At 58.2% G+C, this 25222-nt stretch carries 25 protein-coding genes; 22 read left to right on the top strand and 3 right to left on the bottom strand.

What is annotated here, in order from left to right; genetic code table 11:
- Positions 1–15: 15 nt before the first annotated feature.
- Positions 16–1416: a DNA polymerase Y family protein gene (locus tag D5261_RS27315; protein ID WP_119318992.1), complete on the bottom strand. Its 1401-nt coding sequence runs from the start codon at positions 1414–1416 to the stop codon at positions 16–18.
- Between the two features lie 183 nt (positions 1417–1599).
- Between D5261_RS27315 and D5261_RS27310 the strand changes: the two genes are divergently transcribed.
- The 4 genes from D5261_RS27310 to D5261_RS27295 all read left to right on the top strand — a co-directional run bounded on the left by D5261_RS27310 (position 1600) and on the right by D5261_RS27295 (position 4960).
- Positions 1600–2274 (top strand): SOS response-associated peptidase family protein, encoded by a 675-nt coding sequence (locus D5261_RS27310; RefSeq protein WP_165863855.1) that lies wholly within the window; start codon positions 1600–1602, stop codon positions 2272–2274.
- A 115-nt stretch (positions 2275–2389) separates the two neighbouring features.
- Positions 2390–3028, top strand: a complete 639-nt coding sequence (locus D5261_RS27305) for an SOS response-associated peptidase (protein WP_165863856.1) — start codon at positions 2390–2392, stop codon at positions 3026–3028.
- Positions 3029–3451: 423 nt separating this feature from the next.
- Entirely contained in the window at positions 3452–4399 is a 948-nt protein-coding gene (locus D5261_RS27300) for a tyrosine-type recombinase/integrase (RefSeq protein ID WP_301002284.1), read from the top strand.
- A gap of 81 nt (positions 4400–4480) precedes the next feature.
- Positions 4481–4960, top strand: a complete 480-nt coding sequence (locus D5261_RS27295) for a N4-gp56 family major capsid protein (protein WP_119318996.1) — start codon at positions 4481–4483, stop codon at positions 4958–4960.
- A gap of 323 nt (positions 4961–5283) precedes the next feature.
- On the opposite strand, the gene D5261_RS27290 is transcribed toward D5261_RS27295, so the two are convergent.
- The gene (locus D5261_RS27290; RefSeq protein ID WP_119318997.1) at positions 5284–5700 is read right to left on the bottom strand and encodes a helix-turn-helix transcriptional regulator; all 417 of its coding nucleotides are present in this window, start codon (positions 5698–5700) and stop codon (positions 5284–5286) included.
- A gap of 228 nt (positions 5701–5928) precedes the next feature.
- On the opposite strand from D5261_RS27290, the gene D5261_RS27285 reads away from it, so the two are divergent.
- From D5261_RS27285 to D5261_RS27265, 5 genes are all read left to right on the top strand, one after another.
- Positions 5929–6255 (top strand): hypothetical protein, encoded by a 327-nt coding sequence (locus D5261_RS27285; protein WP_119318998.1) that lies wholly within the window; start codon positions 5929–5931, stop codon positions 6253–6255.
- A 41-nt stretch (positions 6256–6296) separates the two neighbouring features.
- Positions 6297–6959: a phage adaptor protein gene (locus D5261_RS27280; RefSeq protein WP_119318999.1), complete on the top strand. Its 663-nt coding sequence runs from the start codon at positions 6297–6299 to the stop codon at positions 6957–6959.
- Positions 6960–7025: 66 nt separating this feature from the next.
- Positions 7026–7394, top strand: coding sequence for a hypothetical protein (locus tag D5261_RS27275; protein ID WP_119319000.1), 369 nt, complete (start codon positions 7026–7028; stop codon positions 7392–7394).
- 4 nt (positions 7395–7398) lie between these two features.
- Complete coding sequence (locus D5261_RS27270) at positions 7399–8901, top strand: SGNH/GDSL hydrolase family protein (protein ID WP_119319001.1); 1503 nt, start codon at positions 7399–7401, stop codon at positions 8899–8901.
- 31 nt (positions 8902–8932) lie between these two features.
- The gene (locus tag D5261_RS27265) at positions 8933–9640 is read left to right on the top strand and encodes a phage adaptor protein (RefSeq protein WP_125205745.1); all 708 of its coding nucleotides are present in this window, start codon (positions 8933–8935) and stop codon (positions 9638–9640) included.
- Between the two features lie 274 nt (positions 9641–9914).
- Here the strand turns inward: D5261_RS27265 and D5261_RS27260 are convergent, their stop codons facing one another.
- Positions 9915–10757 carry a glycosyltransferase family 87 protein gene (locus D5261_RS27260; RefSeq protein WP_165863857.1) on the bottom strand — a complete coding sequence of 281 codons (843 nt, stop codon included), beginning with the start codon at positions 10755–10757 and terminating at the stop codon, positions 9915–9917.
- A gap of 36 nt (positions 10758–10793) precedes the next feature.
- On the opposite strand from D5261_RS27260, the gene D5261_RS27255 reads away from it, so the two are divergent.
- From D5261_RS27255 to D5261_RS27195, 13 genes are all read left to right on the top strand, one after another.
- Positions 10794–11000 carry a hypothetical protein gene (locus D5261_RS27255; RefSeq protein ID WP_301002283.1) on the top strand — a complete coding sequence of 69 codons (207 nt, stop codon included), beginning with the start codon at positions 10794–10796 and terminating at the stop codon, positions 10998–11000.
- Entirely contained in the window at positions 10993–12060 is a 1068-nt protein-coding gene (locus tag D5261_RS27250) for a hypothetical protein (protein ID WP_165863859.1), read from the top strand. The genes D5261_RS27255 and D5261_RS27250 overlap by 8 nt, the downstream gene beginning before the upstream one ends.
- Before the next feature lie 330 nt (positions 12061–12390).
- Positions 12391–12708, top strand: a complete 318-nt coding sequence (locus D5261_RS27245; RefSeq protein WP_125205747.1) for a hypothetical protein — start codon at positions 12391–12393, stop codon at positions 12706–12708.
- A gap of 145 nt (positions 12709–12853) precedes the next feature.
- Positions 12854–13249 carry a hypothetical protein gene (locus D5261_RS27240; RefSeq protein WP_125205748.1) on the top strand — a complete coding sequence of 132 codons (396 nt, stop codon included), beginning with the start codon at positions 12854–12856 and terminating at the stop codon, positions 13247–13249.
- A gap of 22 nt (positions 13250–13271) precedes the next feature.
- Positions 13272–14765 carry a hypothetical protein gene (locus D5261_RS27235; RefSeq protein ID WP_119319007.1) on the top strand — a complete coding sequence of 498 codons (1494 nt, stop codon included), beginning with the start codon at positions 13272–13274 and terminating at the stop codon, positions 14763–14765.
- Between the two features lie 15 nt (positions 14766–14780).
- Positions 14781–15509 carry a hypothetical protein gene (locus D5261_RS27230; protein WP_119319008.1) on the top strand — a complete coding sequence of 243 codons (729 nt, stop codon included), beginning with the start codon at positions 14781–14783 and terminating at the stop codon, positions 15507–15509.
- A 179-nt stretch (positions 15510–15688) separates the two neighbouring features.
- Complete coding sequence (locus tag D5261_RS27225; RefSeq protein WP_119319009.1) at positions 15689–18652, top strand: hypothetical protein; 2964 nt, start codon at positions 15689–15691, stop codon at positions 18650–18652.
- Positions 18645–19241, top strand: coding sequence for a hypothetical protein (locus D5261_RS27220; protein ID WP_119319010.1), 597 nt, complete (start codon positions 18645–18647; stop codon positions 19239–19241). Before D5261_RS27225 ends, D5261_RS27220 begins: the two co-directional genes overlap by 8 nt.
- 24 nt (positions 19242–19265) lie before the next feature.
- Positions 19266–20141 carry a hypothetical protein gene (locus D5261_RS27215; RefSeq protein WP_119319011.1) on the top strand — a complete coding sequence of 292 codons (876 nt, stop codon included), beginning with the start codon at positions 19266–19268 and terminating at the stop codon, positions 20139–20141.
- 244 nt (positions 20142–20385) lie between these two features.
- Positions 20386–23685 (top strand): HNH endonuclease, encoded by a 3300-nt coding sequence (locus D5261_RS27210; RefSeq protein WP_119319012.1) that lies wholly within the window; start codon positions 20386–20388, stop codon positions 23683–23685.
- A gap of 8 nt (positions 23686–23693) precedes the next feature.
- Positions 23694–24239 carry an SMI1/KNR4 family protein gene (locus D5261_RS27205; protein ID WP_119319013.1) on the top strand — a complete coding sequence of 182 codons (546 nt, stop codon included), beginning with the start codon at positions 23694–23696 and terminating at the stop codon, positions 24237–24239.
- 31 nt (positions 24240–24270) lie between these two features.
- Positions 24271–24582: a hypothetical protein gene (locus D5261_RS27200; RefSeq protein ID WP_119319014.1), complete on the top strand. Its 312-nt coding sequence runs from the start codon at positions 24271–24273 to the stop codon at positions 24580–24582.
- Positions 24551–25174, top strand: a complete 624-nt coding sequence (locus tag D5261_RS27195; RefSeq protein ID WP_125205749.1) for a hypothetical protein — start codon at positions 24551–24553, stop codon at positions 25172–25174. Before D5261_RS27200 ends, D5261_RS27195 begins: the two co-directional genes overlap by 32 nt.
- Positions 25175–25222 lie beyond the last annotated feature (48 nt).

The raw sequence follows: 25222 nt of genomic DNA, 5'->3' as shown, positions 1-25222 counted from the left end.
AAAAATTGGCAATTATTAGTCAGCCATGGCGTGCAGCGTCCAGGCCCCGCCCGCCTCATGCAACTCCGCCAGCGCGCCGGCGGCCGTCTGCACGCGCCAAACCTGACGCTCCGAGGGTGTCTCCGCGAAGACGTCGGTTTCGCGCCAGCTATTCTGCACGCGCGCGACGGTATGACGCGTCTTCTTCCCCGTGAACGCCGCCGGCGTCCCGTCTTGCAGGCGCACCTCGACCGCCTCGCGGCTCTGGTGACCGAGCGGATACGTGCGCAGCGCGCGCTTCGTCGCCTCGTACATGGCCTCCGCCGTGATCACAGCGCCGCCGCCCCAGCGCTCCCGAATGTAGGTCAGCGCCGCCGCTGTCTTGCGGTCTCGTTCCGCTGGCATCACGGCGCCGTACTCGTCGAGCAGAGAAAGCTGAAGCCCCGAGCCAGATCCCAGCTCGCCCGCGACAAGGCGTAATGTCAGAACGCCTGCTGCCGGGCGACCGCGCTCCAGCAAGCGCCGCGCGCCGCGGTGAATGGACGCCGCGTCGGAGGCGGGCAGGATCAGGCGCTCCCAGCAATCTGCAACGCCGCGCGCGTGCCCAACCTGGATGGACAGCGTGCGGCAGTATTCATGGCGGGACTGAAGCTTGGCGGCGATCTTCTCCGAGAGACGCAGCAGCGCGGCGTCGATCAGCGGCAGATACTCCGTTTCGTCCTCAAACGCCGTGTTCGCCTCTTCCGATCGCTCCGGCCAGGCGGCGCGGACCCGGTCCCCGTCGCGCCCCATCGCCAGCGCGGCCAGGCGTCCGCCGACGATACGCAGATCCTTAGGCATCTTTCCGTTGTGGGCGGCCGCCTGCCCGAGGGTGCGCACACCCAGCTTTTCGAGGCGCGCGCGGGACTTTGCATCCACGCCGGCGACTTCCGCGATCGGCACGCGGCCCAGATGCGCGAGCTCATCGCCGGCGGCGATCGTGAAGGACTCGCCAGGGCGCGCCAGCATCGCCGCCCGGCGCGCGCTGAACTTGGATGCGCCAATTCCGGCGAGCACCGGCGCCCCGATAGCGGCCGCCATCGCGTCCGCGAATGCGGACACGTCATTCAGAACAAATGTTCTGCCTGCGAGCAAAAAAAAGAGTTCGGGGGTTACGGGCTCGACGGTGCTGCTCTCGGCAGCGGCGATATCCCACAAAAGGCGGGCGCGATTCTGGTAGGCGGCATGGTCATAGGGCAGGGTGACAAGGGCGGGGCAGAAGGTACGGGCGGCGGAAATCGACTGTCCAGGACGTACGCCGCGCACGGCGGCGAGCTGGGACGGAGCGAAAATCGCGCCGTCATCCGTAATCAAAGCGAAGGGAACGCCGGCGAGGTCCGGGCGGCGCGCCTGTTCGCAAGCGACGCCCAGAGCGGGAACAGAAAAACAAACGATCATGCACAGCCCTCCGTTGCGATGGTATCGGTTTGTCTACATTATAGCCGCATGTCTACTATCTGTCAAACATAAGTTTGCCCCTTCGCGAAATATTTTTGACGTCGGCGCCGAGCTTACAAAAAGAGCGCTGGAAATGTCGCTATAATGGGAGCATGGATTTTAATTGGGGTAGTGGATGTTGATATGGATACTGATACCGATCGCACGATCGTAAAGAACATCGCCACGATTTTCCAGGCGCGCCTGACGAAGAGCGCTGTCGATAGTGCGCTGCTCGGCGGCGCCGGCGCGCCGATGCTGACCGTCTTTGCCTATAAAGGCGAGCGATGGGTCGGCGCTTTTGATTGGGGACTGATCGCGTGGGGGCGCTCCGAAGAGGGACAGCTCCATAGCCGGGCAGAAACGCTGCGGGCAAACGCCGGCAATCGCCCGCTGACGATTCGGCGGTGTGTTATCCCTATGCCATTCTTTCATCAGCGCATTACTGTGGACGGTCTGGGCGCGGGAACCGTCGGGAAACGCGCACGCGTCGAGCGCGGCGACGGGATCTTCATCGCGGCGGCCGGGATCTGGGACGAATGGAAGTCTCCCGACGGCCAGGAAGTGCGCCGAACCTGCGCGATCGTGACGACCACGCCGAACGACACGATGGCGCAGATCCACGACCGCATGCCCGTCATCCTGCCGGCGCAGGCATGGGATATGTGGCTCAATCCTGAGGAGCGCTCCCCGAAGGCGGTCCTGTCTCTGTTGCAGCCGTGGTCCGGCGCTCCGCTTCTCATCACCTTAGCGGAGAAGAGCAAGGCGGCGCCGAAGCCTCCTTCGCCACAAACTGGCGACCTCTTCGGATCACTTTAATTCGATATTCGGTCAAATTGATTGGATATTCGGTCAAATGGATCCGATATTTTGTAACACTCTGTCTAATAATTCTCTATCTAATAATTCTCTATCTTATGAGGAGCGTCACCGCATGTGCTATAACGTCCGCATCGAAATGACCCGCGACGAAATCGCCGACTTCTTCCGCCTCGATTCACTGCAAGCCGCTTCCGCACTTCCCGAAAGGGATGGTCCGGAAAAGCGTATGACACTCGGGCAGATGCTGCCCGCCGCGACGACCAGCGCTGGCGCCGTAGGGCTCGAAATGCTGTACTGGGGTTTCACGCCAAGCTGGATGAAAGATCCGAAGGGCGGTATGAAGCCCGGTAATGCGCGCGCGGAAACGGTGGCGACCACGCCGATGTTCCGACAGGCGTTCTCTCAGCGCCGCTGCGTCGTTCCTGCGAACGGCTTTTACGAATGGATGGGGGTGAAGGGGTCCAAGCAGCTTTTGCCGTTTACCGCGGCGGATCTCGCAGTATTCGGACTACCCGGGATCTGGGACGAATGGCGGATGCCGGACGGCGGCGTGCGCCGCTCATGCGCCATCGTGACCTGCGACCCCAATGGCGATATCCGCCCTTACCACGACCGTATGCCCGTGATCCTGGACCAGGACGAGGCGCGCGCCTGGCTTTCGGACGCCTCGCCAAAGGACCTTCAAAGCCTACTGCGGCCTTTCCCAGAGGGCGCGCTCCAAGCGTTTCCGGGCCAGGCGTTCAAGCCCTAAAGTAGCTGTTACACCAACGCCCAATTCGTCGACTAGGAGCGCGAAGCGGTAACTTCCGCGCTCTCGCTCCCCCGGAATATTCAACTGAAAATCACCCGCGCGCCATATTGAAATTTCCGTTCACGCGTCTGTGCGCGCCACCTGTAGCCGCGCACCGCCAAAGGAGTTTATTCGCAGAGTTTTTGGCAATTCGTTTTAGAAAACGAGTTTCAGAACACGTGTTCGCGCTTACACGCCCTGATAATGATCTAGCGATTATTGTGAAGAACGTAAGTTCTCTATAGTAATTATTAAAAACCGTGATATAATTCAATAATGGATACCGAAAACCCAATTATCGTATTGCCGTCAGGCGCCCACGTAGAATATAGTGACCGTCTGGTAAATGCCGCTGCCGACGGCGTGAATGAAGCAGGGGATCTGTTGCGGCTTGGCGAACCGCCTCCGCTCTGCGAGCATCCCGCCGCCGTGTACCTGGCGAGTCTTGCGCCCGGGTCGCGCCGGACGATGCGCCAGGCGCTCGGGACTATGGCTGAGATTTTGAGCAACGGTGAATGTGACATCATGACACTGGACTGGGCGGCGCTTCGCTACAAGCACACATCGGCGCTGCGAGCAGTGTTACTTGAAAGTTATGAAACGACGACCGTCAAGAAAATGATCGCGGCGCTGAAGCGCGTGCTTCAAGAGTCGTGGCGCCTCGGCCTGATGAGCGCCGAAGATTATCACCGCGCGGCGGATCTCTCCGTCAAGGTCGGAACTCGGCTGCCGCGCGGGCGCGACATTTCCGAGGGCGAGATGCGCTCTCTCTTTAAAGCGTGCAAAAAGGATCAGACGCTGAGGGGGCGCCGCGACGCCGCGATCCTCGCGGTGCTCAACGGCTGCGGGATTCGCGAACAGGAGATCGCGGATCTGATCGTCGGTGATTATGTTCCCGATACCGGCGAAGTGACGATCCGCGCCGGCAAGGGCGACAAGCAGCGCGTCGTGTATTCTCCAGACGGGACCATGGCCGCGATGGATGATTACCTGGCGCATCTTGTATCTCACGGACCGGTTTATCTCGCGAAGGCAGCGCCGCTCTTCCCAGCGATCAATAAAGGCGGCCGGGTTGGAAGGAATAATATCACTGCCGGCGCGATTTACCTCATCGTCAAAGCACGCGGCAAAAAAGCGATGGTCGACGAATTAACCGTCCATGACTTCCGGCGAAGCTTCGTCGGCAACTCACTCGATGCCGGCGAGGATATCGTTACGGTCCAAAAAGCTTGCGGTCACGCCGACGTCAAGACCACCGCGAATTACGATCGGCGCGGGAAGCGCAAGCTGCGCGGCCTGGCCGGGAAACTCGTCGTGCCCTACGAATCCTAGCACTCCCACTCGCTCTCTCTCCAAGACGCTCTTACTACTCAGCGAATTCCCAGTTGATGTATTCGGTAAAGTACCAATGTCATCTATGCGAATGGAAAAACTGCTCGAAACCTGGTGACGAGCACGGACAAGTTCACATCGGCTGAGATCAAGAAGGCGGTGCGGACTCTCGAGAAATCCTACGCCATGCCGATTAACGGCGATTACGTGGGAATCGTCTCACCCGATTCCAAGTACGACATCATGAGCATCCCTGAGTGGCTGGCCGTGAAGGAGTACTCGACGCCCAAAGACCTGTACGAGGGTGAATTGGGCTCGCTGTACGGAGTGCGCTTCGTGGAATCGCCGCTGGCCAAGGTCTTCACCGGCGCCGGCGCGTCCGGTATCGATGTCCACGCCACTCTCATTTTCGGCGCAATGGCCTTCGTGAAGACGGAGATCGGCGGCGAAAGCCTCTCGAACATCATCAAGCCGCTCGGCTCGGCGGGGGCCGCTGATCCATTAAATCAGCGGGCGACCTCGGGTTACACTCGCACCAGTCATTATAAAATGGCTGCCTAATTCCAGCCCGAGTAAAACCCTCTCTGATTGACTTGAATAGGTGGAGACACCCAACAAGGCGGAAGGCCCTCGCAGGCTACCGTGAGAGACTAAGTGAGAGGGCGTCGGAGAAAAGAAGAATTTACTCCGATGATGCGATAGTCCGACCTCTGGCGATAATCTGCCTAGCGAGCACTCAGAAACCAGAGAAGCAATAAGAAATTATTGCTCGCCTAACTTGTAGGATATGCACAAAGGGATAAAAGGACGCACCAGCGCTAGAAACCGAGAAGATACAGACGCATTGATACGCAGGGAGAATTGATCGTTACGACGGTTCTCAATTATGGTTGGTATTTCGTATCGTTTGCGAAACCAATCCTGTATGCGTCTCCTAGCAAAGTGCCATACACAAACGATTTCTGTTGAGGAGTGAACTCTATTCTTCTCAATTCGGCGTTTGCTGAAAAGTCGAAAGTGATGCCGTACTGACGGCAATATGCATAGATGTTAGACCATCCACCTGAACCGTAACCAAGAATATCCGCAACCTGATAGATATTCAGCCCACGAGAAATAATCATTTCTTCGAGTGTGGACTTGTCAGGCTTTCGGATTATCCTTCGTGGTGGAAGTCCATAACGTACCGAAAGCTTGCGGAGAAATCGGGCGTCTGTATAACCGTGCTTTTCAGCGATCTCAATCCAGGTCATATTGGATTGGGTATCGGCTAGCAACTGCTCTGGAGATGGTTTCTTCATATAGTTTCCGATAAACGTACACCCGATTGATTGTGTGGTTCTATTGTATGCGAGGTTAGGTCATTAAAGTAACAGATGAGTGGAAGGCGACGTTTGGCGGTACGATCGCGAATCAGAACTTTGTGGTTCGTGTGGAGCATGCGGTTTCGCCGTAGTGCTCGACCTGATTCGGCCCCCTGCCCCCAGGATTGAGGGCAGGGGGCCGCTCTAATACGAAAAAGGATACCCATGACGACTAAAACGATGGCAACAGATGAGATGGCGGCGGATGAGGCGCCGGTGTTGACGGTGAAGCAGCAGTTGGATGCGCAGCCGAAGTATCGGATCCGGCTGCGGCATGAGCTGGGCAAGAAGGATCACAAGAAGGAGGGGGCGCTGACGGTGGGCGTCAACGGGCACTTCTACTTTATCAAGCGCGGAGAATATGTGGATGTGCCGGAAGAGATCTATTTGATCCTTGTGCGCGCGGGTGAGGTGGAGGCGCAGAAGCCGGAGCATGAAGGTCAGGCGCCGGGATTGACGACGGCGCCGCAGGAGGCGGGCGAGATCGAGTGAGTGTGGATTGAAGGCGTGTGACCAGCGGCGGGGAGGTTGTGATGACCAGGCAGGAAATGATCATTCAAGGGCGCGATCTGCTCGGTGAGTTCTTTGGGACGCCGGGCGACGCCGATCCGTTCGCATGGAGCCGCCTGGTCAGCACGGCGGCCGACGAGATTGCGCGGGCGACGGATTGCTTTTACACCACGGCAACCGCGGACCTGGTTTCGGGACAGGCGGAGTACTGCGCGCCGCAAATCACGAAGGTGAAGGCGGTGAGCGTGTATGACGCGTCTGGCGCGCGTCGGACGATCGGGAGCGCGACGATTGGCGGGATGGACGAGTGGTCGGGCGGATGGCGGGATGAAGCGGCGAGCACTCCGGAGATGTGGATTCCAACCGGGCTGAACCAGATCGTACTGTATCCGGCGCCGAGTTATTCGGCGGCGGGCGGTTTAGTGCTGGAGGGGTATGGCGTCCCAGGTGTGGGCTGGAGCGCGATGAGCGCGGCGTGTCCGCTGCCGGACCGCGCGCATATGGCGGTGGTTTACAAGGCGGCGCTCCTGAGGATTATTCAGAATCCGACGTCCGACAACATGGCTCGCCGCGCGATGCTGGCCGATGAGTTCGCGGATATGAAGGGCAAGCTGGAGGCGGAGACGCGCCGGCAGACTTATCCACGGCCCTTGCCTTCATCCGTCCTCCCGTGTGAAGGACGGTAAAAAGTTCTCTTAGGTGAGCGATTGACGCCATCGATGAGTCGTCATGGAGATGAAGGAGAAGCAACGATGTCGGATTATTCTACGCATGCGAATTATGTGGTCGATCTGACCAGCACGCCGCCGCCGCTGATCGCGTATGTGTTCCTGGCGCTGACGGGGACTGCGACGATCAGTGGATATTTTGTGAATATGCATGGCCGGCAGGAAGGCGCATCGTTCACCGGAACCGTGGGAGCGGCGGTGAAGACATTTAAGGATCTGAGCGGCGCGGCGGTTCCAACGGCGGCCACGGGCTTTGTCGGGCGGATTACCGGCGCGAACGTGTCGTTTGGACTAGGAGGCAATCCCGACGGCACGCCCGGGGCGTACACGCCGGATGCGACGTATCCGATTTTGTCGATGGGCGACTATGTGGCGCTGGGAAGGGTGGGGTAATCGCATGGCGATCCATGTCAGCAAGATCTCGGGGATTTCGGGATATCTTACGACGTTGAACGCGCTGCCGGCGGCGCTGACGAACCGACAGCCGGTGTCGGCGCCGGGACTGCTCAAGGGGATGCCATCGACGAGCCGGACATGCTCGTGGTGGCCCTCCAGCTCCAATGGGACCGATACCGGGGGGAATTATCAGGTCCGGTCGTATGTGTTCGTGGACAGCGTGGGATTCCGGATGTATTACACGAACAATCAGACGACGCCGATTACGGTGACGGCGGCGCTGTGGCTCCGATCGAACGGCGGCGGCAATCCGATACTGCCCTTGCAGGCGACGTGGGGCGGGGCGGCTTCGATCGTGATTCCGCCGGGGCGCTCTGTGGAATCTGATCAAATCATGGTTCCGGTGAGTTACGTGCAGGGAACGGCGCGGGGATATGTGGCGGCGGGCGACTATGTTTATTTTCGCACGTATGTCACGGCGACTTCCGGTAACAAATGGCCGCTGGGATTGATCCCGTCGCCTAACCAGCAGGAAGGCAGCTCGCATTCCGCTTCGGAGACGGATGAGACGCAGGCGACATCGGCGACGCTTGCGGCCCTGGGGACGGGGACGGCGAACACCGGGCAGTGGACGAACTCGGGCGTCACGCCGCCGGATCAGTCGGGCTATGTGTATGGGCCGTCGGTGGTGACGAGCATCTCACCGCTTGCGGCGCTGGCGTCGCCGCGATACGCCGTGGGGGTTTATGGCGACTCCATCGGCCAGGGGAGCGGTGATACGTATGAGGCGGGCGGCTTTACAGGTTATAACCGCACGTATACGTCGGCGAACGCGGCGATCCAGGGGGCGGGCGAGTTTGTGCGCGCCTTCGATGGGCTGAAGATCGGCTATGTGCAGGGCTGCAAATACGGGGATCAGATGGTGGCTCAGCCAATCGACGACAATTACCGTCTGCCGTTTTACGCCGGCTGCTCCCATGTTGTGATCCAAATGGGCGTCAATAACATCACGACCTACACCGACGGCGCGTCGGACGTGAATGTCGCGGCGAACGTGACGTCGTTCCTCGGTCTGCTGCAAGGCATGATGGCGCACATCCAGCGGCGTGTCCCCAAGATCATTCTCTGCACGTATCTTCCCATCACCAATGCGGCGGGCAATACGCCAACGACATGCAATCACACTCGCATCGCCATCAACAACTACATCCGTGCGAACTGGGCGTCGCTGGGCGCTTCGGGATATCTGGATCGCGCGGCGGCCGTCGAGGCCGATACGGCGACGCAGAGCGCGCTGATCTCGCTGCAGACGGGACTGACGGTGGGGACGGGGATCTATTCGGCGACGGCGTTACAACAGCCGTTGACGGCAGGCGGCGGCTGGCTGAAGCCGGGCGGGACGAATCTGTACACGGCTGACGGCACACATCCAAGTCAGTACGGGCATACAGCGCTGGCGGCGGCCCATACGTCCGCGATCGGCGCCGGGCTTCTGGCGCAGTAGTTGAGTTGGAATGGAGCAGGAGGATAACGGCGTGGCGAATACATTAGCGGACTTGCAGCGAGATGTGCTTTCGCGACTGGGTGAGGCGGCGAACTCTCCGGCGGGCAACTTGGAATCGGGAACAGGCGCCGCAGCTGTGCTGGTGACTTCGGCGACGATTACCCAATACCTCAACGACGGCGCATCGGACCTGGCGCGCACGGCGTTTCCGATCGTGAACGCGGGGACGTTCTCCTGGCCGAGCGGCGCGCAGTCGGTCCAGCTGTCGATCTTCACGGCCCCGGGCGGAGCGGCGCTGTGGCTGGCGCGCGGCGTTGCATGGGGCGGAACGGCGCTGACCCATTGCAGCCGTTCCGCCCTGGAGAACTACTATCCCACTTGGGCTGCCGATGCGCCGGGAACCCCGCTCTATTGGTACGACACGGGCCAGGATGGCGTTGGCCTGTATCCGATCCCCAACGCTTCGCAAACAGTGACCGTGAACGGCTTTGCCCTGCCGCCCGCGCTGGTGAACGCTGATGACGCGCCAAGCTGGCTTTCGCCCGATCTGTCCAGCCTGCTCGTGTTCCACGCGGCGTCAATGATCGCTCAGAAGAACCTGGAAGACCCCTCGCTCGCTGCCCGCGCCGAGGTCTGGCGCGGTGAATACGAACGCGGGAAAGCATCGCTGCTCGCGAGACTGACGGCCGCCGACCCGATGCTCGCGCGAGGGCTGGCGGTGGCTGTGGAACAGGGATAATTTTCCGAGCGCCCTTCCGGATTTACCTAAATGAATTTAGTTGTATTTGAGAAGAGAGTTTTTATGTTTGCAAAATCAGTGATTAAGCGTCCAAACAATATTACTAATCCACATCAGCAAGCGTTTATTGCAGATGCTCAGGCGGCGCTACGAGGAGTGTCGCCACATGGAACTCACCCTGTTACCAGGCGAACGTCTCGCCCATCTCTCGAAATTCTCGCATGGTTCCATTTGCAAGTTCCGTGAATGTGGTAATGGGTGCAGAAAATCAGCGCTATCGCGCGACTGTGACTGTGGGAATGTCTGCCGACTTTTCTTGAAGAGTTTGTTCGGCGGACGTGAGCCGATCGCGCAGATAAAGAGCCACCAGAACGTACCCAGCGGTCAGATAGAACGCCCAGCAGATCGGCGCGAACGCCATGCTCGCCAATCCCACCCAGGCGTAAAGCTTTTGCGTGGACATGCGGCGACAGGCGCTCCAAACAGCGAGCGGTCCCGTGAGCGACATCAGCTTCAGATAAGCGCAGATCCAGAGCGGCAGCATCACCGGCGGACGCCAGCCGAGCGCGATCGCGACTTTCAGCGGAAGTACGCTCAGTGAGATGTTGTCCGCCCGCAGGATTTCCGAGTTGGACAGTGCGTATTCCAGCGCCAAGCGCCACTCCAGAAACTTCGGCCAGCCGCAGACCGCGAGCCCCAGCGCCGTCCCCATGCCGATGACGACCAAAGCCGGAACGACAACCGCGCGCCGCTCTTTCCACGCCGCGCAGACGAGCGAGATAAGCGCATACGTCTTGATCTGAAGCGTCACGCCCAGCAGCACGCCGCGCCACCGGTCGCTGACCACCGACAGCGCGAACGCCACCCAGAGCAGCGGCTGCACCTGACCCATCCCCATGCAGAAGTAAACCTTTGGCGTTACCGCCAATGCGAGCCCCCAAAGCAATACCGACTTCAGTGTGGGGTTTGGCGTCGCGATCTTTGAGAGCAGATAAGCGAAGTACCAAAACGATAGAACGATCAGTACATACTGCACCGACGCAAAATTATGCTGACCCAATCTGACAAACGGCGTGAGGGCGACCGCGAACTGGGGTGAGTAAAGATAATCGAACATCGGAGAATGCCCAGACGCGAGATCGTACAGCGGTCGATGGCGCAAGAGATGCCGAGCCGCACGGAAGTAAACATCGACATCCCGCCCGTTGGCCTGGCACTGGAAGGCGGCGGGAATCCAGATAAAGGCCTGGTAGGCGACGTGGATGAGGGCGCAGAGGATGAGGGCTCGGCGGAGGAGGGGAGAACAAAGAGCAGAATTTGTATTGTGAAGGGCAACCTTAGAGAGGTGATTTATGGCTAATATATTCCTAGAGAGTTTTGATAATATAACTGGTGATGATCTTCTTACGAAGGGATACACTAGTTTTAACAACTTCATTTCTGTGTCCATCGGTCCTGGAAGAACTGGGAATGGACTGATCTTGGATCAAGCAGCTGCCGGACAAATTGGACTTAACAAAATTCTACCATCAAACTATACTTCTCTTGTTTTTGGAGGAGCGTTTAAGACCGCGAGTTCATTTCCTATTGAAGAGGCAATCTGGTCATTTAGTGATGCTAATTTTGATCAACTGCACATTTGTATGGATACATTAGGCCGGCTGATTTTTCGTCAAGGGACGCTGTCAAGTGGCAATGGCGCAAATCTCGGGCCGATTATAGGAAGCAGCAATAAGGTTTACGATAGAGGAGCGTATTACTTCTTTGAGTTCAAAATAGTCTTTTCCTCGTCCAGCAGTGGAAGTATCAATTATCGAGTAAATGGAATATCTCAGCCTTCAATTAACAACGTACAAACAAGCTATTCAGGGAACCAATACTGTAATATTATTCGTTTTTGGACGCGTGCTTTCGCTGGTTCAGATGCATACCTATATTATCATGATGACATATATGCAAACGACACCACTGGCTCCGACAACAATGACTATATGGGGGATGTTAGGATCTTTATTGATCGGCCAGCTGCTGCGGCCGGCTCGTCGCAGTGGGCGGTGGCGGGAGCGACGTCGAATGCGGCAGCGGTCGGTGATGTGACGCCGGATGCGGACACATCGTATATTTCTTCGAATACGGCGGGACAGATAGATCTGTATACACTTTCAGCGCCGCCCAGTGGAGTCGGTGTAGTGAAAGCGGTGCAGACGAACCTGGTCGCGCGCAAGGACGATGGTATTATACGGCAGATTGCCCCAGTTTTGGGGGATGGCGTGCATTCAAATGTCGTGGGATCTTCGGTTTCCATCGGAAATAACTACGTGGACTACCTCCAGTCGTTCGACCGCAACCCGCTGACGGGTGCGGCGTGGGCGGTCGGTGACCTGTCCACGCTGCGGCTGGGAGTGAAGGAGGTTGCGTGAATGGCGGTGGTATGGGCGGATTTTTTTTGACCGATTTGGAAGTGGCCGAATTGCTTTCCAGGCGCCAATAGCAAAAAACTCAATTGTTGATTCCGGTTGCTCGGCGTTTGCGTGAGTGACGGTTGTGAAATACCGAAGGGAGAAATGGTCCCAGAATGAATCGAAGGATTTGCTTGTCTGTAAGCACTGAGAAAGACGTTATCTCAAAGAAAACAGGACTTTTTAGAGGTTGCTCCAGACGATGCCGTTTTGCCATATCTCAAGTATGTGCCGTTTGGGCGCTGGAAAGCGAATACAAGGCGGAAGTAGATCGTTTTTATGGAGACAAATATGACGACCCCAAGTAACCGAGGGCGATGGACCGAGGATTGGCGCGGTTTTCTTGTTGGAGGTATGGCCGGCGTGGTTTGCGCCTTGGCGCTCGCAGTAGGTTATTATCTTGTGCTGATCTTCTGCGCTCCGCACTTGGTATATCAGGGACGCACGCATGTGCTGGGCTGGGTGCTCTGTCAAGTGATCCTGGCGCTGGTGGCGCGTCGGCTGTTCGGCAAGTACCCGGTGATCGCGGCGAGTGGTTCAATCACAGGCATATTGGCGCTGGCGGCGGCGTTTTTCGAATTGTCGCTGATGTCTCAGGTAGGTATATGATACACGCGCCATTTGGACTCTGGAAGCCGGACCTCCGGGGAAATCATTGCTTGCGGCCCGGCTGCTTACGTTTGTGTCACGAAAGCTCTCGCTTATGCGAGGGCTTTTTCTTTTTGAGCTGTTCACCAAACGAAAGGGACTTGAGATGAGCGCTGTTTATGACGCCGCGCGCGCCGCGTTTTTGGCGGGTGGGCTGAATTTGGGGTCGGATACGATCAAGGCGGCGCTCGTCAAGACGAGCTATACGCCGAATTATGGGACGCATCAGTATTTGAGCGATCTCGGGGCGAATACGACTGGGACGGATCAGACGCTGGGGGCGAAGACGATGGTCGCCGGGGTGTTCGATGCGGCGGATATCGCGTTTTCGAGCGTTCCGGCGAGCACGGCGATCGGCTATCTTGTGCTTTATAAGGACACGGGGAGCGCCGCGACATCGCCGCTGATCTGCGGGATCGATGCGTCGCTGACGACGGGAGGTTCGGTGAGCACGATCAATGTGACGTGGGACAACTCGGCGAACCGGATCTTTAAGCTCTAGCGCGGCTTCTGGGGGATTTGCCTTGACGAACTATTATGTGCGGAAATCGGGATCGAACGCAGCCGCCGGAACGTCGGCGGGCGCGGCGTGGGGCACGGTGGGGAAGGCGCTGGCGACGGGGGGAACGCCGGTCGGCGGCGATGTCGTTTATTTAGGCGCTGGGGCGTACCGGGAGACGGTGACAGTGGGAATTACGCCGTCATCGACGCTGCGAATTGTCGGCGATGTGGATGGGGCGCAGACGGGCGACATGGGCGAAGTCGTTTGGACGGCGTATACGACGGATGATAAGACGACGCCCGCGACGACGGCGCCGCTGAATCTGAGCGGCAAAAGCTTCCTGCAATTCGAGAAGATACGGTTCGTGGGCGGAAACGCTGCGACGGCGGTCGCGGCGATCGTAAACGCCTCGACGCTGACGTCCACGAACATCACGTTTCTGGACTGCACTTTCGAAGGTGTGGCGACAAGCCCGACAAGCCGTATGGTGCTGATCGCCGGAGCGGCGGGCGTCACACAGAATATCCTCTTTGACCGATGCATGTTCAAAGCAATCGTCCCCGCGAGCGTTGCTCTGATCAGCACCAGCACCTCCACGACAGGAGCGGACTGGGATGTCGGAGTCGAGTTTCGCAACTGCCGCGTTGACGCCGGCGGGGCGGGGACGGTTTTCGCCATAACGCCGGCCACCTCCGGAAATACGTTCAAGCCTGGCGGACTGCTGATCCGCAACTGCACAATCAGTGGCGGCGCCACGGCGGTGCTGGCGTCCACGGGCGTCTCGACCTCAATCCCCATCCGTGTGGAAAATACGCTGATCGTCGGAGCGGGAACCGGGATGAGTGCGGGGACGTCGGGCCAGATCGTGGAGAACTTCTGCTACGTCTGCGCCAATACGCCGCGCACGGTTGTCACGGCCGGCGCAGGATCGCAGACGGGGCCGGCGTGGTTTCCCAATCTCAATACCGGATACGAGTCGGTGGTCGGCCAGCAGCAGCGTCCGTATCTTTACCCAAATATCGGCTCCAACGTACTGGGATTTGGCTCGGATGCGACTTATACCGCGCCGTCTTACGATCTTCTCAATCTTTCCCGGCCGGCGGGCGGCGGATCGACACAAGCGGCGACAGGCTGCTTTGAGCGCCATGGAACGGGCCTTGCGTCCGCTGCGAATGCGGATGGAGGGACAGGCAAGTGTCTCCAGATCGTGGGGCCAGGCGATCAGGATTTTCAAATCCCGGTCGATCCCGTTTCTACAACCATCACGGTCAAAGTTTTATGGGACGCCGGCCATGGCGATACGAACAAGCCCCAGGCGTCGCTGCTGCCGAACGCCGAGATCGGATATGCGGGCGATACAAAGACGGCGGTTGGGACTGCGGGAAGCGCTTACGAGACGCTCACCTTCACGGCGTTTACTCCGACGTCCAAGGGCGTCGTCAAATTGCGAATGGTTTCCCGCGCTGCCGCCGGAACCGGGAACGCCTACTTTGACACCGTCACGCGGACGCCTTAACTTGCGGGAGGAACCATGCCGGCTTCGAATAGTTTCGATTATTATCTGCGCGGCGAACTTGTCAAATCCGGCGACGGCGGTTCCTTCGGTATGGATTACGCCGTGCGGGGAGAACCGATCGGGGCGCTGAGCACCCCCGCAGTGTACGCGCTTTCGCCGGTAGGCGTCCCAACCGCCGGGGCGTTTGGCGCGCCGTCAATCATCGTGTCTTATACGCTGTCGCCGGCGGGAATTGCCTCCTCCGAGGCTTTTACGCCGCCTGCTTATTCCGGAGCCACCGTCAATCAGGGCTCGCGAGTGACGCAAATGGGCGTCGAGGTCGCGGCGACGATGGCGTCGGGCGCGGCGCGTGTGACATCGGCGCATGTCGAGGTTGCGGCGGCGATGTCGGGCGGCATGGTCCGTGCGACTGCCGTGAACGCTGAGATTGCGGCGGCGATGTCCCGGACGCAGGTGCTAATTACCGCCATCTCGCGTGAAACGGCGGCCTGGATGACGGGCGCCAATGTCCGCGTCACCGCGCTCAATATCGAATACGCGCTGGGAGCGCTGCCGCCCGGAGTCGTAATTCCTCCGACCGGAACGACCCTCGATCCGCTCCCTCCATCCTGCGACTGCTGCGCCGACAAATGGACGGCGGGCGACTCGCCTGTAACGGGGTGGGGCGCCGGCGCCGCGCCTGCAACTTCCTGGAGCAATGAGGACACGCCGTCTACCAGCTGGACGGTTCCCGACTGCTGCTAAGAGGTCAGGGGGCTCTCACCCCCCGGCCCCCTCTCCCAATTCTGGGAGAGGGGGAGTCAGAGTTTTTAAGTTCTTTGGATCAAAGATCCAAATCTTGATTTAATCCTAACCCTCTCCCAATTCTGGGAGAGGGTGGCCCGGAGGGCCGGGTGAGGGCCTTTGAACGTTACGGAAAACCCATGACACCTATTTCCACATCCTTCTCCCAGCAGCGCCGGTTTCGCGGGCTGGACCTTTTTCACGCCCCTGAGAACCTTGATAATGGCGACGTGCAGCAGGCGGACAACCTGTATGTCGATGGCGGTGAGCTTGTCACGCGGCCCGGTAAGTCCGGGCAGTTTACCGCGCCGCTGGGGGCGGCGCTATATTCCCCGATCGCCTTTGTGAAGGCGGGTGGCGGCCGCGAGATTCTGTTCGTCTCCGGCGGCAATCTCTATACAACGACGAAAGGGGCTCCAACTTACTCCAAGATCCGGATCAACGGCGTGACGGATTTCTCGCTGACCGGTCCGGCGACACAGATGGCGCGGGTTGGTAAGTATGTGTATGTGATCGATGGTCAGGCGACCACGCCGCTTTATCGCGTCGACCTGGACGCGGCGACGACGGACACGATCGCCACGGTGGCGACGACGCCTGGAGCGCCAACGGCGCCGCTGGCGGCGATTCTGATCAACAATACGATCGACAACTTTGCGAGCGCCGCCGGGTGGAGCTCGCGATCCGCGCCGTCTCCCACAACCGAGCTGGTCCTCAATGGAGGCTTTGAGCTGCCTGGAACGCACGATCCGATGTACGCCGATCATTGGACAAGCCTGGGCGTCGCCGATCCAGATTGCTACAGCGGCATGGGGGCGGCTAGCTATATGCGGCCCTTCGAGGGGTCGTTCGTACTTCTGCTCGACGATCCTGGCGAGGGCGTATTCCAGGATATGACGGCGCCGACCTACGGCGGCGGGCTGATGGGATCCGCGCGCGTCTACGCTTTCGAGGGCTATTTCCATCAGGCTGACCCAACCGGCGCGTCCACGGTTATCGTTACCCTTTATGGACTGGACGGGTCGGGCAACATTCTGGGGCAGACGTCGGAAGAACTGACGTTTCCTTATAATCCGGACACAACGGCGACCGGCTGGGTACGGGCGCGGGTGACGTTTTCACTGACGAGCCTGCCGGTAGATCCGGCGTCGGTGCGGCTGGAGCTTCGCGGAGGAGAAAAGAACAAACGCGGCTATCAGGCGCCGTATATCGACGCCGTTTCGCTGAAGGCGGTCCGCAATCCGCTCCTGATCTCGCAGGGAGCGAACTCGTTTACGCTCTCGGCGCTGGACGTTTATCAGGGCGAGGATTACATCGTCAAGTCCTACGCGGCCCCGATGGATTTTAGCGGTTCAAATGTCGTGGCGCTGGCGTACTCGTCGCCAAGCCCAACCGCGCGTCCGGCTCTGCGTCTTGTACTGCATAAGCATCTGGATCCCGCGTCAACATTTTACCCCTCGAATCTGCTCAATTTCAGCGCCGATGGAACGTTCGCCAGCGTCGACCTTACGACGATTCCGCTGGATGTGCGCCAATCCGTGGACGCCTTATACATTCAGATCGCCTCCGATATGGCGGGAGCGGATCCGAATAATTTGTTCACGATCGGTCCGCTCACAGCGGCCGGCAATCTGGCGATCAGCGATGGGGTGAGCGTGAGCGCTGGACCCTATCAATATGTGTTTACGGAGGTGGAATCTACTCCGGGCGGAGATATCGAGAGTGATCCGTCGCCTATTTCCAACGCCGTGGCCGCTACCGGGCTCAAGGCAATCGCCGCCATGACGCTGCCGGCGCCGGCGAACGGTTCGGCGACGACCTACTTCCAGATCTATCGGTACGGAGGTCTCTATGGCGACGCCGTTGGCCGCCTGGTGGCCCGTGTGCCGGTGGCGGCGGGAGCGGATATCACGGCGTACGATTCGGCGCATTATTACTTGTGGACGAGCGCCAATCGCAAGTTTACGGACGATACCCCCGATGGGGCGCTGCTGCTGGCGCCGACTCTGATCAACGGGCGCGGGAAGCCGCCGACGGGCGCGCAGGCGTTGTGCGAATGGCAGGGCCGTCTCTGGCTCGCCGTCGGCTCGACGCTCTGGGGCTCATGGCTGATTACCGGGGATACGCCGGGCGCGCTCTATTATAACGCCGTGTCTTATCCTGACGATCCCAGCGCCTCCATTAAGGGATTTCGAGTTTCGGTTGGAGGACTGGACAACGACCCGATCCAGCAGTTGATCCCGCTGTCCTCGGCGCTGATCATCCTGAAGCAGCGTTCGGTATGGATGCTGACAGGGTTCGACAGCTCCGATTTCCAACTCTCTGGGCACTACTTGAAAGCCGGAGTCGGGTGTATCGCGCCGCGCGCAGCGGCGCTGGTGGAGGGAAGACTCTGGTTCCTTGGTCCAAACGGCCTCTATGAGTTTGACGGTGGGGATGAGATCGCGCCGCGCAGCGCTCCCATTGAGCGCGCCTTGAATCCCGCACAGTCGTCTGGCTCCGCGATCCTGCCGGCGGCGTACGCCGGCTCGGCGCTGGTTTACCATGGCCGGCGCCTCTATTTATTCGCTCCGCTGCCGGGAGGCTCGGCAAATACGGCGGCGTATGTCTGGGACAGCCGGCAGGACGGATGGACCCGCTACCTTCAGATGAATGTAACGGGGGCGGCGAGTCTTTCGACGGGCGCGGATACGGACGATCTCTTTCTGGCTGGGGCGGATGGACAGCTTTATGAGCTTACGGGGGAGGGGGACCGGGCATCTCCGACTGCGCCGGCCGCGCCGGTGGCGTTCGCCTTCGCATCTCGAGGTTTTGGGAGGGAGGAAAGCGGCGACGCCTACTGGCGCGCGAATCGCCCGGCGCGCGTGTTTGCCTCTGTCCAAACACAGGATACGGCGACGCTCACGCTGGGCGTGAATTGCTCCGCCTGCGATGCGTCGATGTCCCAGGCATACACGGTGTTGGGCGCCGCATCGTTTCGACTGAAGGTCCCAAACGGAGTTCGTGGGCTTGTGACGACAGTGACGCTTGCAGGAGCGACGGTAACGCCAGTGCGCATTACCTCCGTCGCCGTCGAAAGCGCGGAAGGAGGAGTCCATGGCTAAGCGCCCCCCGTTCTATCACATCCCGGGCGGCGGCCCGCCGAGCCCGCTGCGGGATGCGCAAATCAAGGCGCTCACTCCGTCGCCTTCCAAGGCGGCCGCCGCTGGTGCGGGGCGTCCCGCGATCGCTCCGATTCTCACAAGCGCGCCGGCTCCTTCCTTCACGGCGCAGGCGCCGCTGCGGCTGGAGAATGGAGCGCTGATATTGGCGCCGGCGTCGGGCGCGCGCGGAGGATATCTGATCCAGTCCGACTGGATTCAGTTCAACGCCAAGGAGCCCCCGCTCGGAAACCCCGCCGCAAACGGCCAAGCGCTCGTGTCCACCACAGCCGGCGCACGGTCCTGGGTGACGCTGCCCATCGTCCCCAGCTTCGCCGACTCCGAGGCTCCCGCCGGCGTTATCAATGGAGCCAACACGAGCTTCACGCTGGCGCACGCGCCGTCCGCCGGCTCCGTCCACGTTTATTCCGGGGCGACCCCCTCATCCATGCAGCGTCTCTCGCCGTCGCAATACAGCGTTTCGGGTGCGACGCTGACCTTCACCGCCGCGCCGGCCACCGGGACGGCGCTTCTGGTCGACTACCGATATTAGGCAGCTTCTTACGGAGAACAGCATATGGGACTTTTCAATTTTGTCAGCGATGTTTTGGGCGGGGGCGATCACGGCGCGGCCGGTTATGGCGCGCAGGCGGGCAATTATCAGGGATTGTCGGATCTGGCTACGGAGCATGTCGGCGATCAAATCGCCCAGTACGGCAAAATTGCGAACGAAGGGCAATCTGAGTACAACATGTACGATCCCGGCTACAACGCCGCGATCGCGGCGCGCGCCCAGCGTCTCCAGCAAAACCCTTTCACACAGCAAAGCCAGGACGCCTATCTTGCAAACCGCATTGGCCCCACGACAGCGGCCTACAACACCGCGCGCGCCAATATGGCGACAAACGCCTACACGCGCGGCCTCGATACTCCCTCCAGCGGCGGCGCATCGAGCGTCTACGCCGGCAACGACGCCTACCTGCAAAATGGGCAATTGGGACGATTGAACGCTGCGGACAACTCCTACGCCGATTGGGCGAACCAGGAACAGAACAACCGCGAAACCCAGCTGCTCTCCCTGCTGGGCGGCGCGCGCGATCAGGGCCTCAATCAGTGGCAATCCGGACTGGGCAGCGAGGCGTCCGGCAATGAATGGACCGCCGGCAAATACGGCGAAGACGCACAGCGGTATTACGGGCTTCAGCAGCAAGCGGAGCAGCAGCAGGCGAACGACACATCGGCAACACTTGGACTCATTGGTCAAGCAGGTTCGCTCTTTGGCAGCGGAGGAGCATTCGGTAAACACGCAAAAGCCGCGCCAGGAGCCTTCTCTGGAACTGGCTCCCTGGGCAGATATACCGGTAATAATGGACAGCTAAATCTGAATTTAGGACTGGGATCATACACACCAACTGGACTGAATTATGAACCGTTCCTAGGAATCGGCGGATAACTTAGGCTCTAAACATCGTTTTTCAACGATTGCGATCGTTAGCAAATAATATCGCAAGCGCATGCCTGCGTATTCCAGTATAGTACGATCATTTGCGTTGCTGTTGATCTACACGCCGATGGTCGCCGTCTTGCTTGGGGTTTCGTAAGATTTTCGTCCCGAGCCATGAAATTAATCAGTGATCGTACACGAGCAGTCGAGAAATCGACTGCTCTTATTTTTATAGAGTAAGCGACGAACAGATATGCCTAAATCGATAACGAAAAATCAACAATATGCTAATCCGAACGTAGCGCAACTGCTTGGGCTGCAGCCATTTGTCGCGGACAGACGCTTGACAGCTCCACCATCGCGTGGTGTGGCGCCAGTCAGCTTTGATCCGCGCGTTCTGGTTAGGCAGCGCCCTCAATTTGGCAGACCGACCACAGCAAATCGGCCACACCAGTCGGTTTTGCCGCCACAGTCTCGTTATCCCGTGACGACTCTTTCAGACGGCACTTTGGTAAGTCGCGATCCCGGAATTCCCGGATCGCCAATTTTTAATGCTATTCAATCCAATAGATCCGGGCTGAAGATTCGAAAGTATGATCCGAAAACCGATACCACGACGGCGTACTTTAATGATGGCAGTCATGCTACATTTGGAAATATCCATCAGGGAGGGCGTCTGCTCACTGTGCAGCAGGTGGAAACCGCACGTAATATTGCAAGACAGAAAGCGGATATCGCCTCAAGTCCGACTGCCAATCCATCCACACTGGGCGTTCTCGGGAATATGGCTGCGAATGCTTTGCATGGCCCTGCTTCACAGATCGACGCATTTGCCCAAGCTAGCTCTGAGGGAGCGGAACATCTCAATCAGAGCATGAGATATTGGATCGATTCCGTGCCTGGTACGTGGCGCGCCAATGTGATTCGCGCTATTCAAGGCCGAACGGGAACAACGCCTCCGCCAAAGTCGCAAAATATCGATAGGCCCCATCCCTGGATCGATTTTGTCGGTAATCCTGTCGCCACCATCGCCAAATCGGTGGTCGGACTAGGGGCGGGAACAATGGCCCTCCCCGGCGCAACAGCGTCGATTCCAGTTCAACTAGGGCGCTCCGCGCATGCAGCTATTTCTGGCGACCGGCAAAAAGCCGCAGAGCAGATGTATGGCTTAGGGGCGAGCCAAGGAGCTGCGCCAACAGCGTTGATGGGAATCCTTGGAGGAGCTTATCAGGCAGCGCAAGGCCAATCGGCGACAGGGGCGCAAACTGCCAGAGATGCAGTGGCAAAATTGTTTAATCAAGATCTCCCCTCGGATCCAATCGGCACAATAGCGTCATTCCTCCCATTTTATCATGGCGTGCGAGGACTTGCTGAACATTGGGGCTCGCCTTCCAGGGTGACGGCGGAAGCAATAGGTGATGCTGGTAACCCATCGAACGCCTCAGCCGATTCTAGTATTTCTAATGCGACAATACGGAAAGCTAAGTCGCGTATCGCGCCTCCTAATCGCAATCTGAAGGCAGCCGCTTCCGAAGCCCCCGCAAATGCGGGGGCTTCTTCTGATTCTGCTGCAATTTCATCGAAGAGTGGCGCTAGGGATCTCGCGCCGAATACAGGGAATGGCAATTCCGATAATATACAACCTGCGATTGACGCCATTTCGAGTACTGGCGTCGCTCCACAGGATGCAGGAAATATTTTCTTGCGTGGTGTTATTGATGACGGCTTAATATCCCAATATCAACATCTCAGTGATGGTCAAGCCAATATCGCTTCTCGGACTGATGCACATAGCGTTTTTCACAGTCCTGGGGAAGGTGTGACAGTGACGCCAAGCCAAATCCTCACAGCTCACGGTGATCCTGTCACGATTGGGCATGCGGCAGATTCCATGGCTGGCGTTACGAAGGATACTCAGGCGCAGACAGCTCGTCTTGCCGTACCCGGCGAAGTGGTCGGAGCGAACGAAGCTCTTACGACGGATGTCCAACTGCCTCTCTCTCCAGATCAGACTCCTGATCAACACGTCGCAGTCGCTCATGCATTGGCGACTGATCCCCGGCTTGTGGACCGCAATGGCAACCCAATGTTCGCGGACGGGACTTTGTTCTATACACCGGACGGAGAACCTCAATATCACGTCAACTCTCTTAGCAATCAGCAAATCTCGGGGATTGATGCGAATGATTATGTGACGGATTTGGCGTCCATCATTCCTGCGGCAAAGAGTGTTTTGGAAGATCATGGCGTTAAACCCACCATCGCTGTCAATCAGTCGATCCGGAGCGCTCCATCTATCGCTGAGGCATCCCCTAGTACGACAATCGACCTACCTAATGGAGAAGACAATGGCGCCCAAAGCTCGAACAGTGACACAAACCGACCTGAATCATATTCTGAGACTTCGGGAGCACCTGCGCCGCCTGGGAATGCTCTCGGAAGCTCCCACGATCTACGAGGCTCTTTCGACAAGGCGACAGCCGACAGTGTTAATACTGCTGTCATCAAAGCGACGAGCGACCCACAAGGCTTTGTCGACCAGAACGGACCGTCAGTAAGTTCTCCTGACAATCCTCCTCCAGATGCAGACATGGATGCGACAGAAGAAGCTCCCGCAAACGCGGGGGCTTCTTCTGTTTCTAATGCCGAACCAGGCTCCTCTGGAGCCACAGAAGACGCGCCGGCATCTCAGGTCGAAGCACTCAAAAAAGCATACGGAACAGATCCGGACACGTTGCTGGCCGGGATCAAGAAACGCAAAGCGGCGAATAGGACGCATGCTGATATTAATGATTCCGATGGCTCTAAATTAAACGACGATATCGCCACGTATGGCGCATTCAAGATCGCCGAATTAAACGACTCCCAGAAGGCAAACTTCCGTTCTTGGCAAAAAAGCATTACCGACTCTCTCGATTCTGAAGATACAAAAAAAATTAAGAAGCTTTGGGATGCATCGCAAGATAAGCATCAAAGAGCTCTTGCGCAAACTGATCCAGACATGGGCGCCATTTCTTCGGCGCGATCTTCGCTCAAAGGCGCGAAAGCTCAGCGGCCCGGAAGGGTTCCCAAAGCGGAGAAGCCCCCAAAGGTTAGAGCCGTGGATACGGGCCCATCTTCTGTCGCCGCTACCGGCGCAAAGATGCCTGTTAACCCGAAAGTCTATAGCACAGCGTTTGAAATGCAACTGAAAAGAATCGATTTTGGACGAGGCAGACAGGTACACTTTAATAGAGCCAATGAGGCGCTCCACAACGCAATTATGGCGGATCCTGAGTTCGCGGCTATGATGGAGAAGCTGAGTCCAGGCGTGACGGAGCGCGTCTCAAAATCGGGTGGCCGCAGAGATCCCGTAGGGTTTACTTGGGAGCATGCATCTTCTACGACTGCCTCTGGGCGCGTTGGGGTAATGCGGCTCGTGCCAAGAGAACAGCACACTCCAGGATCGTTGTGGTGGCGTGTTCTTCATCCTGATGTCGGAGCTCGTGGTGGATATTACGAATGGGCGCGGCCTAATGGTGCGCCTAAAAACAAAGTGCGTCGTAGGAAATAGGAGCAAAGATGGATATTGCGCGTTTGAACGTGACGGATGGCTCTAAGCCGACGCTTGGATACAGTGGCGACCCGCAACTTTTCAACGAGTTGTCTGATCTTGTCGGCAAGCCATTGCCAGCGGCTTATATAGAATTTCTGCATCATCACGACGGTGGCGCTCCGGAAGTCGATACATTTTTCCCTCAAGGCGAATCTGACTTAGATAGCTCCTTTGGAGTCAGTAATTTTTATTCGATTTCAAAAGGCACAGATGAGAGTGTGTTTCATGCATTGGATGCTTGGAAAGACATTCTTGGGGAACACCTCCTGCCAATCGCATATGACGGCGGCAATAATCAAATCTATCTTGATCTGAATGACGACATCCCATCTGTGTGGCTATGGCTACACGACGAGGGCGAAGATGAATTCGAGGATGAAGAGGCAGACGTCCAAGAAGAGGGAGATGGTGAGGACGACGATGAGGATGGCGAATATTACTACGTTGTCAAAATCGCTGATAGCTTTGAAGAATTTATCGATGGATTGACTATTCATCCCGACTGTGATTAATTCCAATCCCTAAATAACTAAGGAGCCCTTGATGAGCCGATATGACGGACAGCCTTTTCTGCGTTTTTTGGACTGTTATGTATTGAAGGCGATTGGGCATTTGAGTGCGCAACACGAAACAGCGTTGCGTCAAATGGCTCCCGCGCTGGCAAAGAGTTATGGAATGACTGGCGCGTGGGAAGCAATTGTGGAGCGCCAGATGGACTTTCCTGCAACCCTGCCAGCACAAATCCATGAGCTGTGGGTAGAAAATGTTGCTTTGGCGAAGGCCCGTCATATTATCCTCGATCCAGAGGATTTCACCACACAATTTGTCGATCAAAATTTTCTTTCCGAAGAATGAGGAGTTATATCCTCTAAATCGCAGCCTTCGCATAGTAGAGCAACTGAGAAATCAGTTGCTCTTATTTTTTTTCTCCTTTTTCAACCCTATGTCCACCACATTGCAAATTATGGCGACCACAATCGCCACCGGCATTCCCACGGCGCTCGCCACATGGATGCTGAAGGAAGTTTCCACCAACGCCCGCGCCCGTCGCAAGGCGCAGGCAGAGGCGCGTGTTGCGGCTGTCGCGAAGGAGCAACGACTGGATGAGCGCACGGAGGCGCTGTTCGAACAGTATGAGGGGCGGCTATCTGAGCTGGAGCGTCAGGTTAAGGCGCTGGAGGCAGAGCTTCGCGTCGAGCGCGAAGACCGCCGAATGGCTGAGCTCACCGCACAAGCCGCGCACATCCGCGCCGACGACGCCGAGAGCCGTTTAGCGGTGGTCCGGCGCGAAATGATCGACCTGACGAACGAGCGGGACAACTTGCGTCGGCAACGCTCCGAGCAGGCCGAGAAGATCGGCGCGCTCACCCTGCGGGTCGCGGAGCTGGAGGCCGAAGTGGAGCGCTTGGAAGCGCTGATTGCGGGCGGCTTCGTCAAATCAGCATGATGCGATAGTTGCTTGGGTCGTTTCCGCCGCCTCCTCTGAGGCGGCTTT

It is taken from the genome of Capsulimonas corticalis (genome assembly GCF_003574315.2).
In the GTDB taxonomy this organism is placed as follows: Bacteria; Armatimonadota; Armatimonadia; order Armatimonadales; family Capsulimonadaceae; genus Capsulimonas; species Capsulimonas corticalis.
The sequence above is the reverse complement of the archived record's forward strand: the minus strand, read 5'-3'. Positions and strand labels throughout refer to the sequence as shown.

Bases quoted from the DNA above. Each gene is read 5' to 3' on its own strand.
- D5261_RS27260 (WP_165863857.1), bottom strand. From the start codon at position 10,757: ATGTTCGATTATCTTTACTCACCCCAGTTCGCGGTCGCCCTCACGCCG.
- D5261_RS27245 (WP_125205747.1), top strand. From the start codon at position 12,391: ATGACGACCCCAAGTAACCGAGGGCGATGGACCGAGGATTGGCGCGGT.
- D5261_RS27250 (WP_165863859.1), top strand. From the start codon at position 10,993: ATGGCTAATATATTCCTAGAGAGTTTTGATAATATAACTGGTGATGAT.
- D5261_RS27240 (WP_125205748.1), top strand. From the start codon at position 12,854: ATGAGCGCTGTTTATGACGCCGCGCGCGCCGCGTTTTTGGCGGGTGGG.
- D5261_RS27205 (WP_119319013.1), top strand. From the start codon at position 23,694: ATGGATATTGCGCGTTTGAACGTGACGGATGGCTCTAAGCCGACGCTT.
- D5261_RS27315 (WP_119318992.1), bottom strand. From the start codon at position 1,416: ATGATCGTTTGTTTTTCTGTTCCCGCTCTGGGCGTCGCTTGCGAACAG.
- D5261_RS27270 (WP_119319001.1), top strand. From the start codon at position 7,399: ATGGCGATCCATGTCAGCAAGATCTCGGGGATTTCGGGATATCTTACG.
- D5261_RS27275 (WP_119319000.1), top strand. From the start codon at position 7,026: ATGTCGGATTATTCTACGCATGCGAATTATGTGGTCGATCTGACCAGC.
- D5261_RS27290 (WP_119318997.1), bottom strand. From the start codon at position 5,700: ATGAAGAAACCATCTCCAGAGCAGTTGCTAGCCGATACCCAATCCAAT.
- D5261_RS27210 (WP_119319012.1), top strand. From the start codon at position 20,386: ATGCCTAAATCGATAACGAAAAATCAACAATATGCTAATCCGAACGTA.
- D5261_RS27305 (WP_165863856.1), top strand. From the start codon at position 2,390: ATGTGCTATAACGTCCGCATCGAAATGACCCGCGACGAAATCGCCGAC.
- D5261_RS27220 (WP_119319010.1), top strand. From the start codon at position 18,645: ATGGCTAAGCGCCCCCCGTTCTATCACATCCCGGGCGGCGGCCCGCCG.
- D5261_RS27200 (WP_119319014.1), top strand. From the start codon at position 24,271: ATGAGCCGATATGACGGACAGCCTTTTCTGCGTTTTTTGGACTGTTAT.
- D5261_RS27280 (WP_119318999.1), top strand. From the start codon at position 6,297: ATGACCAGGCAGGAAATGATCATTCAAGGGCGCGATCTGCTCGGTGAG.
- D5261_RS27255 (WP_301002283.1), top strand. From the start codon at position 10,794: ATGGCGCAAGAGATGCCGAGCCGCACGGAAGTAAACATCGACATCCCG.
- D5261_RS27215 (WP_119319011.1), top strand. From the start codon at position 19,266: ATGGGACTTTTCAATTTTGTCAGCGATGTTTTGGGCGGGGGCGATCAC.
- D5261_RS27225 (WP_119319009.1), top strand. From the start codon at position 15,689: ATGACACCTATTTCCACATCCTTCTCCCAGCAGCGCCGGTTTCGCGGG.
- D5261_RS27285 (WP_119318998.1), top strand. From the start codon at position 5,929: ATGACGACTAAAACGATGGCAACAGATGAGATGGCGGCGGATGAGGCG.
- D5261_RS27230 (WP_119319008.1), top strand. From the start codon at position 14,781: ATGCCGGCTTCGAATAGTTTCGATTATTATCTGCGCGGCGAACTTGTC.
- D5261_RS27310 (WP_165863855.1), top strand. From the start codon at position 1,600: ATGGATACTGATACCGATCGCACGATCGTAAAGAACATCGCCACGATT.